At 66.8% G+C, this 11,551-nt stretch carries 10 protein-coding genes; 3 read left to right on the top strand and 7 right to left on the bottom strand.

Annotation, left to right across the window (positions count from 1 at the left end; translation table 11 throughout):
- Positions 1 to 73: 73 nt before the first annotated feature.
- Positions 74 to 469 (top strand): VOC family protein, encoded by a 396-nt coding sequence (locus ACTZWU_RS07425; RefSeq protein WP_444736723.1) that lies wholly within the window; start codon positions 74 to 76, stop codon positions 467 to 469.
- 161 nt (positions 470 to 630) lie between these two features.
- On the opposite strand, the gene ACTZWU_RS07420 is transcribed toward ACTZWU_RS07425, so the two are convergent.
- Positions 631 to 1,131: a YciE/YciF ferroxidase family protein gene (locus ACTZWU_RS07420; RefSeq protein ID WP_444736722.1), complete on the bottom strand. Its 501-nt coding sequence runs from the start codon at positions 1,129 to 1,131 to the stop codon at positions 631 to 633.
- Between the two features lie 185 nt (positions 1,132 to 1,316).
- On the opposite strand from ACTZWU_RS07420, the gene ACTZWU_RS07415 reads away from it, so the two are divergent.
- The gene (locus ACTZWU_RS07415; protein ID WP_444736721.1) at positions 1,317 to 3,176 is read left to right on the top strand and encodes an ABC transporter ATP-binding protein; all 1,860 of its coding nucleotides are present in this window, start codon (positions 1,317 to 1,319) and stop codon (positions 3,174 to 3,176) included.
- A gap of 47 nt (positions 3,177 to 3,223) precedes the next feature.
- On the opposite strand, the gene ACTZWU_RS07410 is transcribed toward ACTZWU_RS07415, so the two are convergent.
- Positions 3,224 to 5,293, bottom strand: a complete 2,070-nt coding sequence (locus tag ACTZWU_RS07410) for an OmpA family protein (protein WP_444736720.1) — start codon at positions 5,291 to 5,293, stop codon at positions 3,224 to 3,226.
- 168 nt (positions 5,294 to 5,461) lie between these two features.
- Here ACTZWU_RS07410 and ACTZWU_RS07405 point away from each other — a divergent pair, with 168 nt between their 5' ends.
- Positions 5,462 to 6,676, top strand: a complete 1,215-nt coding sequence (locus ACTZWU_RS07405; protein ID WP_444736719.1) for an acyl-CoA dehydrogenase — start codon at positions 5,462 to 5,464, stop codon at positions 6,674 to 6,676.
- An 875-nt stretch (positions 6,677 to 7,551) separates the two neighbouring features.
- On the opposite strand, the gene ACTZWU_RS07400 is transcribed toward ACTZWU_RS07405, so the two are convergent.
- The 5 genes from ACTZWU_RS07400 to ACTZWU_RS07380 are packed head-to-tail and all read right to left on the bottom strand — an operon-like array spanning position 7,552 to position 11,528.
- Entirely contained in the window at positions 7,552 to 8,397 is an 846-nt protein-coding gene (locus ACTZWU_RS07400; protein ID WP_444736718.1) for a ferredoxin--NADP reductase, read from the bottom strand.
- A gap of 49 nt (positions 8,398 to 8,446) precedes the next feature.
- Positions 8,447 to 8,833 carry a DUF934 domain-containing protein gene (locus ACTZWU_RS07395; protein ID WP_444736717.1) on the bottom strand — a complete coding sequence of 129 codons (387 nt, stop codon included), beginning with the start codon at positions 8,831 to 8,833 and terminating at the stop codon, positions 8,447 to 8,449.
- Positions 8,830 to 9,561, bottom strand: coding sequence for a phosphoadenylyl-sulfate reductase (locus tag ACTZWU_RS07390; RefSeq protein ID WP_444736716.1), 732 nt, complete (start codon positions 9,559 to 9,561; stop codon positions 8,830 to 8,832). Before ACTZWU_RS07390 ends, ACTZWU_RS07395 begins: the two co-directional genes overlap by 4 nt.
- Positions 9,554 to 11,212 carry a nitrite/sulfite reductase gene (locus ACTZWU_RS07385; protein ID WP_444736715.1) on the bottom strand — a complete coding sequence of 553 codons (1,659 nt, stop codon included), beginning with the start codon at positions 11,210 to 11,212 and terminating at the stop codon, positions 9,554 to 9,556. The genes ACTZWU_RS07390 and ACTZWU_RS07385 overlap by 8 nt, the downstream gene beginning before the upstream one ends.
- Entirely contained in the window at positions 11,205 to 11,528 is a 324-nt protein-coding gene (locus tag ACTZWU_RS07380; RefSeq protein WP_444736714.1) for a DUF2849 domain-containing protein, read from the bottom strand. The genes ACTZWU_RS07385 and ACTZWU_RS07380 overlap by 8 nt, the downstream gene beginning before the upstream one ends.
- Positions 11,529 to 11,551: the final 23 nt, after the last annotated feature.

The following is an 11,551-nucleotide window of genomic DNA, read 5'->3' as shown; positions in this document are numbered from 1 at the left end:
TGTCGTCGTCCGCTACTACCCACCGCACCGCCGCTTGGGCTAGCTTGTCAGGTGGAAGGTATGGAGGGCGCATATGGCGAAATACATCCACTCGATGATCCGGGTTCTGGACGAGGCGAAATCCGTCGATTTCTACGATCGCTGCTTCGGGCTGAAGGTCGCCGAGCGACTGGACTTTGACAGCTTCACGCTGATCTATCTGGCCAATGGCGAAAGCGGGACCGAACTTGAGCTGACGGTCAACAAGGGCCGGACCGAGCCCTATGATCTGGGCGACGGCTATGGGCATGTCGCCTTTTCGGTCGATGATGTCGATGCGACCCATGCTCGGCTGATCTCCGAGGGGTTCGAGCCGCGCAAGCTGGTCGATTTCGCACCCGGTGGCGAGGTGATCGCCCGCTTCTTCTTCATCAAGGATCCCGACGGATACGAGATCGAGGTGCTGCAGCGGCACGGCCGCTACAAGTGACCTCAGGCGGTTTCACAAAGCCAGCGCGACAGGCGCCATGTCTTGGTTGGGCAACCAGAGGCTGACCCCCGGCGGACCCATCGCGGGCGCGATGGTGGTCGGCAATCGCTGACCCGCGAATGATACGGCCCGGCAGAGCGATCTGCCGGGCCGTTTTCGCATCAGGCCTGTGCGGCGGCTCGATTCACGCCGCCTTGGGCGATGCGCGACATGTGGACGTCGCCGCCGCGGGTGTTTTCCAGACAATCGCCCAGTGCCGCCGCGTCGCCTTGAAGCCCCAGCCGGTTGGCAAAGGCCGCAACGCAGCCATAGCCCGCGATCGCGTAATGGGTCAGGCGCTGATACTGGGTGATGATCGCAGCGTCGCGGGTGTCGTCATCGGCGATGTCTGCCTCCAGCGCGTGTTTGCGGGCTTCGGTCACAAGACCCTCCATCCCTTTGCAATGCTCGCCATCGGCGGCGACATTGTGGCGCTGGCACAGCTCGGCCAGGATGTCCTTGCCACGCTCGATCCCCTCGGCGCCGGCTTCCAGCGCGGCCTTCAGCTCGGGGTCGGTGGCGATGCGGGCCAGTTCCGCCGTGACCGGGCGCGATTGGTCGCAGGCCGAGTAAAGGTCCTGAAGCTGGTCCAGGTAAAGGTCCTGCAGGTTGTTCATGCTCATGTCGGCCTCCTTGGCATTGTCGGTTCAGTCGGGGACCAACACGCCGCCGCCCGGCATGTTCCCCGCGAAGATGCACGCCTCTGCGGCATTCCGCCGGGACGGCTTGACTCTGCCCCAAGGGCGGGTCAGCACTGGCGCCCCGGCCCAAGACGAAACCGCAGATCATGCCAACGGAGAGGCAGGACATGTTCGCCTGGTTCGAAAGACGCATCGACCCCTATCCCGCCGACCCGCCCGCGATGCCGCCGCGCAGCCTGTGGCGCTTTGTGCTGCATTACAGCCGGGGCGCGCTGCCCTGGCTGGTGCTGCTGGCGCTTGGCTCTGCCGCCATCGCCCTGATCGAGGTGATGCTGTTCGCCTGGCTGGGCGAGCTGATCGACCGGCTGTCGGACACGCCGCGCGAGCTGTTCTGGGCGCAGGAGGGCGCGCGCGTTGCGCTGATGGCGGTGGTGCTGCTGCTGGTCATGCCGGCGCTGAACCTGGTCAGTTCGCTGATCCTGCACCAATCACTGATGGGCAATTTCCCGCAGCGCATCCGCTGGCAGGCCCATCGCTACCTGTTGCGCCAGTCCATCGGCTATTTCCAGGACGAGTTCGCGGGCCGCATCGCACAGCGCCTGATGCAGACGGCGCTGGCCGTGCGCGAAGTCGCGATGAAGATCATGGATGTCGGCAGCTATGTGCTGATCTACTTCCTGGGCGCGCTGGCCCTGGCGGCCAGTCAGGACTGGCGACTGGCGCTGCCCTTCCTGTTCTGGGTGATCGGCTACGGGGTGCTTCTGTGGCAGATCGTGCCGCGCCTTGGCCGGGTCGCTGAACAGCAGGCCGATGCCCGCAGCGCCATGACCGGGCGGATCGTGGACAGCTACACCAACATCGCGACCGTCAAGCTGTTCTCGCATTCCGACCGCGAGGAACGCTGGATGCACGAGGGGATGGACCGGTTCCTTGGCACCGTGCATCGGCAGATGCGCCTGTCGGCCATTCAGGACATAACACTGAACGTGTTGAACGTGACGCTTCTGGCCTCGGTCGCGGGGCTTGGGCTGTGGCTCTGGTCGCAGGACATGATCGCGGTGGGCGCGGTGGCCATCGCCGTGCCGCTGGCGATGCGGCTGAACAACATGTCCCACTGGATCATCTGGGAATTCGCCGCGCTTTTCGAGAATATCGGCACGGTCCGCGACGGCATCTCCAGCCTGGCCCTGCCGCGCGAGGTGCGCGATGCGCCCGATGCGCGGCCTCTGGTGCCGGGGCCGGGCGCGGTGCGCTTCGATGACGTGACCTTCCGCTATCATGGCCCGCAGGGCGGGCGGCCGATGCCGGTTCTGGACAACCTGACGCTGGACATCCGGCCGGGCGAGCGTGTCGGTCTGGTGGGCCGGTCGGGTGCGGGGAAATCCACGCTGATCAACCTGCTTCTGCGCTTTCACGACATCGAATCCGGGCGCATCACCATCGACGGTCAGGACGTGTCGCGCGTGACGCAGGACAGCCTGCGCGCGGCCATCGGCGTGGTGACGCAGGACAGCTCGCTTCTGCACCGCTCGGTGCGCGAGAACATTGCCTATGGTCGCCCCGATGCGACCGACGACCAGATCGCGCAGGCCCTGCGCATGGCCGAGGCTGACGGCTTCGTCCCCTCGCTGTCGGACAGTCACGGGCGGCGCGGGCTGGAGGCACATGTGGGCGAACGTGGCGTCAAGCTGTCGGGCGGCCAGCGCCAGCGCATCGCCATCGCGCGGGTGGCCCTGAAGGACGCCCCGATCCTGATCCTGGACGAGGCGACCAGCGCGCTGGACAGCGAAGTCGAGGCCGCGATCCAGTCCCGGCTGGAAACGCTGATGCAGGGCAAGACCGTCATCGCCATCGCGCACCGCCTGTCGACCATTGCGGCGATGGACCGGCTGATCGTCATGGATCAGGGCCGCATCATCGAACAGGGCAGCCATGCAGAATTGCTGGCGCAGGGCGGGCTTTACGCCCGGCTCTGGCAGCGACAATCGGGCGGCTTCCTGACAATGGACGACGCGATCAGCGCCTGAACGAAAAAGGCCCCGCCGAGGCGGGGCCTTGTCGTGCGTGGCGCCGCTTACTGCGCTAGCAGGTCCGTGATGCGCCGGACCGAGGCGCGGCGGTTCTCGCGGATGTCACCTTCGGCGCGGATCAGCAGGAAGCGTTCGCCGTAGCCCTGCGTGACCATGTTCTCCGGCGGCACGGCGAAGTATTCGGCCAGCGCCAGCGCCACGGATTCCGCGCGGCGATCCGACAGCGCGAGGTTATAGGCCTCGGAGCCGACGGTATCGGTGTGACCCTCGATCAGGAAGATCTCGCGCGGATTGGCGCGGACCTGTTCCTGAATGATCCGGCCAAGCGTCGCAAGCTGCTGCGCCTGATCGGGCCTGATCGCGGCCGAGCCCGTGTCAAAGGTGATCCCGTCGATATTCACTGGCGCGACCAGGGCCCGCACCTCGGGGATGTTGCGGATCTGTGACAGGGTGAAGCGGCGGTCGACATTCGCCTCGCGCTGCAGGGCGGCGCGCAGTTCGTCCTCGTTCAGGCCGGTCTGCGACGGCACGGGGGCAGGGGCGGGCAGGGCGGTCACATCGACGGCCTGCACATCGGATTCGTCGATCAGCCGCGTCGTCGTGCCATCAGCCGAAATCAGCGTGCGGCGAAGCACCTGAAGGTTCGCGTCGCGGATCGTGACGACCCGGCTGCCATCGGCGCGGGTGACGATGGTGCGCGACGAGCCATCATCGAAATTCTCGGTCGTCACGGTCGAGCCGGGCTGACGCAGCAGCGCCACGTCGTCTCGGATCACCTCCTGGCTGCCATCGGCGCGCGTGACGACGACCCGGTCCGGCGCGCTCAGCGCGACCTGGCGGTTGTTGGCCAGAACCGAGCCGACGGCGACCGCGCCCAGACCCAACAGCAGCGCGCGCGCCAGATCATTGTCGCGGCCCGAACCGCCCGATGGCGCGGCCTGCCCCGACAGGGCGTCGCGCAGGTTGGTCTGGAAATCCTCGGACGACGAGCGGGCCGTGTCCTCGGTCACCTGCTGTTCGGTCACCTCGCCGCTGCCCTCGGCGGCTTCCAGCGCCGAGGCGCTGCTGGGCGCGGCGGCCTCGGCGGCTTCGCGCGCGGCCTCGGTCACCTCGCTGCCTTCCTCGGCGGCGCGCAGGACCATCTCGCCATCCTGCACGCGGTACATCTGCGTCGGCGCGGGCGCGAGGCGGTATTCGCCCCTGTCATTCGTCTCGATCACCACGCCGCGGGGTGTCTGCGCGCGACCGTCGCAGGGCGCGGAACCTCCGCCGATGCAGGTCAACGACGAGACGGCCAGCCCGGCCGCGACCTCTTCGTTCAGAACGCGGGCGAGGCCCGGCAGAACCTCAGCCCGGTCGCGCTGGATCTGCCCCGTCGCCAGCCGGACATTGTCATCGCCCTGTTCTTGCACGCCAAGCGATTGCGCCAGCGATTCCGCAAGGCCGGTGACGTTCTCCTCCTGCTCTTGCGCCGTGTCGGCCAAGGCGTCGGCCAGTTCGTCGCGGCTGGGCAGGTCAGCGGTCTCGGCGCCGGTGACACGGCTCAGCGCATCGCTCAGAGTACCAGAGGCTTCGGCATTATCGTCGGGATCTTGGGCTTCCTCAGTCGCGGGCCGAGGTTCCGGCTCGGGCGTGGATTCCGGCTCTGGTTCCGCCACGGCTTCGGCCTCCGGCTCGGGTTCCGCCGCCACGTCCTGCGGGGCCTCGGCCTCGGGCTCAGGCTCGGGCTGGGCCTCTGCGACCGGCGCTTCTGGCTCGGCCTCGGCATTCAGGTCAGCCCCATCCTGCGGTTCGGCGTAGAAATCGTCGCCCTCGGCCAGCACGATCTGGCCGGTTTCGGACAGCGCGACCTCCAGCCCGCCCGGCGTCACTAACGCGACCCCGTCGGCACAGGGGCGCTCGGCGCCATCGGCGCAGGTCAGGTCGTCGGCCTCAAGTCCCGCCTCGCGCTCGGCTTCCAAGGCGGCGGCGTCCTCGGGGCGGGTCTCGGCCTGCAATTCGGCGCGGGACGCCGCCTCGGCGTCGGACAGCCGCCATTCGGCCATGGCAAGCTGCGGCACCAGCAGCGAAAGGCAGGCCGCAACGGCCGTCGTGTTGTGGATGATCCGTCGCATGGGAACTCTCCTACCTTGCGGGACATATTCCTGGCGGTTTAACAGCCCTTTAGGAAATCGGTTCCCCAATTCACCGTGACCGCTGCGTGAAGGGCAGGACATCGCGCGGCATTGCGCCGAGGCCGCCATGGGCCTAATCCTGTTTCCGACCATCGAGGAGGACCGGACATGCTGCAGAAACTCAAGGCAAAGGATCGCCCGGATCTGGCGCGTTTCGACTGGGAAGACCCGTTCCGCCTGTCCGACCAGCTGACCGAGGAAGAGCGGATGCTGCGCGACGCCGCGCGCGCCTATGCCCAGGACAAGCTGCAACCCCGCGTGATCGCCGCCTACCGGGACGAGACGACCGACCCCGCCATCTTCCGCGAAATGGGCGAGATGGGTCTTCTGGGCGTCACGATCCCCGAGGAATATGGCGGCATCGGCGCGTCTTACGTCGCCTATGGCCTCGTCGCCCGCGAGGTCGAGCGCGTGGATAGCGGCTACCGCAGCATGATGTCGGTGCAATCCTCGCTGGTGATGTATCCGATCTACGCCTATGGCAGCGAGGAACAGCGCCTGAAATACCTGCCGAAACTCGCCTCGGGCGAATGGATCGGCTGTTTCGGCCTGACCGAACCCGATGCCGGATCGGACCCGGCCGGCATGAAGACCGTGGCGAAGAAAACCGCCGACGGCTACCGGATCTCGGGGTCGAAGATGTGGATCTCGAACTCGCCCATCGCGGATGTCTTCGTCGTCTGGGCCAAGTCCGAGGCGCATGGCGGCAAGATCCGCGGCTTCATCCTCGACAAGGGCATGCCCGGCCTGTCAGCGCCCAAGATCGGCGGCAAGCTGTCGCTGCGCGCCTCGATCACCGGCGAGATCGTGATGGACGGCGTCGAGGTCCCGGATGACGCGCTCCTGCCGAATGTCGAGGGGCTGAAGGGCCCCTTCGGCTGCCTCAACCGCGCGCGCTACGGCATCAGCTGGGGCGTGATGGGCGCGGCCGAATTCTGCATGCACGCCGCCCGTCAATACGGGCTTGACCGCCATCAGTTCGGCAAACCCTTGGCGCAGACCCAGCTGCACCAGCTGAAGCTGGCCAACATGCTGACCGACATCACCCTTGGCCTGCAAGGCTCGCTGCGCGTCGGCCGCCTGCTGGACGAAGGCGACGCTGCCCCCGAGATGATCTCGATCGTCAAGCGCAACAATTGCGGCAAGGCGTTGGACATCGCGCGGCTTGCCCGCGACATGCATGGCGGCAACGGCATCTCCGAGGAATACCAGGTCATGCGCCACATGGCGAACCTGGAAACGGTGAACACCTACGAGGGCACGCATGACGTCCATGCCCTGATCCTCGGCCGCGCGATCACCGGGCTTCAGGCGTTTTTCTAAGCCGCGCGCCGGGCGATCCGACGAGGGGCAGGGCAGCCGCCCTGCTCCTTTCGCGGCTTTCACAGGCACAGGGCATCGGGCGTCAGACGCGCTGCCAAGCCCTCTTTGTCGCGTGTCCCCCGCTGCTCCGGCGTCCGCCTTTGCGGGCATTCGGGCTGACCACTGCTAGCGGCGCAGCCCGAACGCTCTGCGGCAGGTTTCTTCGAAGGTCGCGGGCGAGGACAAAGCCGCCTCCCAAACGGCCCGATCCGCTATGCTTCGGGTGACCGGCTGCTCGCCAGATCTTCGATACGAGATAAGGAGCATAGGGTCGAACCAGTCTGGCTCAGGATCCACCCTAAAACGCTGCCAGGCAGAGCAGACGGATTGGTCCGGGTAAACCGCGACGGACCTGACATGTCTCAATACAGGCGATGCGCCTTGCGTAAAGGTCGTTTGCGTCTGGCAGACCACGACCCTGTCAAGGGTGTCGCAGATCGCGGGATGCTTCCGGCTGAACCGGACGATCTCGTCCCATGGCGTGCTTTTTCTCCATCGAGGCTCTAGGCTCAGCCGTTCAAGCGCCCGTTCGTTCCTGACGGACTCCCTGTCGCTCAGATACTTGGGGGCGGGCAGGCAGCAGGCTGACAACGCGGTCGTCATCGCCATAAGCGCCAAGACGCCGATCAAAAAGCCTCGGCCCGCGCGGCCGATCCTTACCACAGTTGCCACGCTTCCCAATCCTGTCGTCCCCCGCAAGCGTCAAGGCCAGAGACGAGGCTATCCGTGCGGTCGCGGTCCGGCAAGGTGCCGCATCAGCCCTTCTTCTTCACGAAAATATCCCGGGGTGAGGCCCCGCAGGGGCCGAGGGGCAGCGCCCCTCGAACCCGGTCGGCTCAGACGCCTTCGCCCACAAAGGCTTTCTCGACGACGAATTCGCGCGGGTCCGAATTCGCACCCTCGTTCATGCCGAACCCCTCCAGAACTGCCTTCACATCGACGTTGAAAGCCAGGCTGCCGCAGATCATCGCGCGGTCCTCGGCCGGGTTGATCGGCGGCAGGCCCAGATCGGCCAGCACCTTGCCCGAGGTCAGGTTGTCGGTGATCCGGCCCATCAGCGGCGATTCCTCGCGTGTGGTGGTCGGGTAATACAGCAGCCGCTCTGCGAAACCTTCGCCGTAGATCTCGGTCAGCAGCGGGTCGTGGCGCAGGTTCTCGACCAGTTCGCGGCCGTAATTCAGCTCGTCCGCGGTGCGGCAGGTATGCATCATGATGACCTGCTCGAACCGCTCATAGGTCTCGGGGTCGCGCATCAGGCTGGCAAAGGGCGCAAGGCCGGTGCCGGTGGCCAGGAACCACAGCCGCTTGCCGGGCAGCAGAGCGTCCAGCACCAGCGTCCCCACGGGCTTGGGGCGCAGGATGATCTGGTCGCCGGGCTTGATGTGCTGCAGGCGCGAGGTCAGCGGCCCGTCCGGAACCTTGATGGAATAGAATTCCAGTTCATCGTCCCAATTGGGCGAGGCGATGGAATAGGCGCGCAGGATCGGCTTGCCGTTGTCGTCGGGCAGGCCGATCATCACGAACTCGCCCGACCGGAAGCGCAGCGAAGCAGGCCGCGTCACCCGGAACGAGAACAGGCTGTCGGTCCAGTGCTTCACCGAGGTCACGGTCTGCGCGTCGGGAAGCGTCTTTTTCGGGGCGGCCTCAGGCGCGGCTTGGGTCACGGGCAGGTCCAGCGTCATGGTGAATTCCTTCGCGTCTTCTAGTCGATGGGGCAGCGGGGCGAAAGCCTCAGCCTGCAAGCTGCGCCCGATGGTCCCAGGCCTTCCAGTCGGCCCGCGCCAGCCATTGTGCTTCGGGCTGGCGGGCGGCGATGTCGGGGGCGACCTCGACCTCGTCAAAGCCCACGCGGCGGGCCATGGCGTATTGGTCCGCGATCAGGCGTCCGGTCGCGCGCAGGCGGCCCTTGTAGCCCAGTTCGCGCAGCCGCCGCGCAAGCGAAAAGCCGCGCCCGTCATTGAAGGCGGGAAAGGCAATGCCGATCAGCGGCTGGTCCAGGTGATCGGCCAGCGAGGAAGGCGCCGTGTCGGGCGCCAGGATCAGCGCGGGCTGATCCTCGATCGGGTGGAAACCGTCATCGCGGGCCAGGACGGGCTGGCTGTTCAACTGCTCGCTCATGCCGAGACCTTTCCGCGGACCATGCGCCCGCCAATGAAGTGGATGCCGCATTCGGATTTCTCCTGACCGCGCCAGCGGCCCGAACGCGGGTCTTCGCCCGGCGCCACCGGCGAGGTGCAGGGCGCGCAGCCGATCGAAGGGTAGCCCTGTGCCACCAGCGGATGTCGTGGCAGGCGGTTCTCGATCATGTAATCCTGCACGTCCTCGGGGCGCCAATGGGCCAGCGGGTTCACGCGCAGGCGGGCGGGGCGCTCGGGCTCGAAGAATTCCAGCGCGGCGCGCTGGCCGTTCTGGAACCGCTTGCGCCCGGTGATCCAGGCGTCATAGCCCGACAGGACGCGTTCCAGCGGCACCGTTTTGCGGAAATCGCAGCAGGCATCGGGGTTCGTCTTGTGCAGCGTGCCGTCCGGGTCGTGGGCGGCGATCTCGGCATCGCTGGCGGTGATGACCTGCACATTGGTCAGGCCCAGCTTAGCCGAGACCTCGCGCTGATAGGCCAGCGTCTCGGGGAACAGCATCTGCGTGTCGATGAACAGGACCGGCAGGCCCGGCGCGACCACGCTGACCATGTGCAGCAGCACGACCGATTCCGCCCCGAAGGACGAGACCAGCGCCACCCGCCCCAGATCGGGGTCGCTGACCGCGCGGCGCAGGACCTCGATCGCCGCGTGATGGCGATAGCGGTCGTTCAGCCGCGCGGCGCGCGTATCGAGGTTGCCGTCAAGCATCGGCCTGCGCCGGGTAGAGCGCCGCCTTGAACGGCGCCGGGCCAAGCCTGCGATAGGCGTCGATGAAACGTTCGGACGCGTCCTGCCGCACGTCAAGATAGGCGCGCAGCAGGCGGTCGATGGCCGGGACGACCTCTTCCGCCGGGAAGCCCGCGCCTGCGCGTTCACCGATGGCCGGGATGTCATAGGCATCGCCGCCAAGCGTGATCTGGTAGTTCTCGACGCCCGCACGGTCCAGGCCCAGGATGCCGATATGGCCCAGGTGGTGATGCCCGCAGGCATTGATGCAGCCCGAGATGCGGATGTTCAGGTTGCCGATCTCTTCCTCCAGCCCGGCGGCGCGGAAATGGTCCGCGATTTCCTCGGCGATGGGGATGGAACGCGCGGTGGCCAGCGCGCAGTAATCCATGCCGGGGCAGGCGATGATGTCGCTGGTCAGCCCGGCATTGGCGGTGGCCAGACCGGCCTCGCGCAGCGCCGCATACAGCGCCGGCAGGTCCGATTTGTGGACATGCGGCAGCGCCACGTTTTGGTCATGCATCACGCGCAGGTCGTGATGGCCATAGCGTTCGGCCAGATCGGCCAGCAGGCGCATCTGTTCCGCGCTGGCATCGCCCGGCGTCTGGCCCGGCGCCTTGAAGGTCACGACGACGCTGGCATAGCCGTCCACGCGGTGCGGGTGCAGGTTGGTGTCGGACCAGCTGCGGAAGGCGGGGTTCGCCTGACGCTCGGCCTCGTAGCCATCCACCGGGGCGTTGCGGAACGAGGGCGCGCGGAAGCGGTCCTTGAAGATCGCCAGCGCCTCGCGGTCGGCGCCGTGGAAGTCGCGGCGGCGGGCCAGGAATTCTTCCTCGATCTCGGCGCGCATCGTGTCCAGACCGCGTTCCAGCACGGTGATCTTGATGCGGGCCTTGTACTTGTTGTCGCGGCGGCCCGACAGGTTGTAGGTTGCGATGATCGCCTCGACGTAGGGCAGCAGGTCCTCTTCGGGCAGGAAGTCGCGGACGACCTGACCCAGCAGGGGCGTGCGGCCCAGACCGCCGCCGATCCAGACCTCGAAACCGGTCTTGCCGTCGCGTTCGACCAGGCGCAGCCCGATGTCATGGGCCGCGATGACCGCACGGTCCTTGGCGCCGCTGGAAATGGCGATTTTGAACTTGCGCGGCAGGAACTGGAACTCGGCATGGTCGGTGGACCAGCTGCGCAGCAGTTCCGCATAGGGGCGGGGGTCCGCGACCTCGTCAAAGGCGGCGCCGGCGAAGGCGTCGGTGGTCACGTTGCGGATCGTGTTGCCGCTGGTCTGGATGGCGTGCATCCCGACCTCGGCCAGCGCGTCCAGCATGTCGGGGATGTCCACCAGCTTGGGCCAGTTGAACTGGATGTTCTGGCGGGTGGTCCAGTGGCCGTAGCCCTTGTCATAGGTTTCGGCCAGATGGGCGAGGGTCCGCATCTGGTCGGGGCTGATCGTGCCATAGGGAATGGCGATCCGCAGCATGTAGGCATGCAGCTGCAGATAGACGCCGTTCATCAGGCGCAGGGGGCGGAACTCTTCTTCCGTCAGGCTGCCGTCCAGGCGTCGTTCGACCTGGGCGCGGAACTCGGCCGCTCGGTGGCGCACATATTCGGTTTCGACGGGGCGGACGTCAAACATGGGCGGTTTCCTTCGCCTGAATGCCGTGGAAATAATTCGAGGGGCCGCGCTGGCGGAAGGCCTCGCGGAAATGCACCGGCTCGGGGCCGTTCGGACCGCGACGGGCCTCGACCAGATAGGGGCCGACGACCAGATTGGCCTGGCCTATCGCCTTGAGCAGCGCCAGTTCCGCGATCGCCTCGTCCTCGAAGATCGTGGCGCGGGCGGGGTCCGGGGTCCAGCCATCCTCGCACATCCAGACGTTATGCCCTTCGCGCAGGTCATTGGCGGTGATGACACCGGGTCGGGCGGCCGTCGGGGTGAAGGCTTTGCTCATGATGCGGACCTCGTGATTGCTGC

The organism is Paracoccus sp. NSM (assembly GCF_052379855.1).
GTDB lineage: Bacteria > Pseudomonadota > Alphaproteobacteria > Rhodobacterales > Rhodobacteraceae > Paracoccus.
Note: the sequence above shows the minus strand (reverse complement) of the source record. Positions and strands in the feature narration are given on the sequence as shown.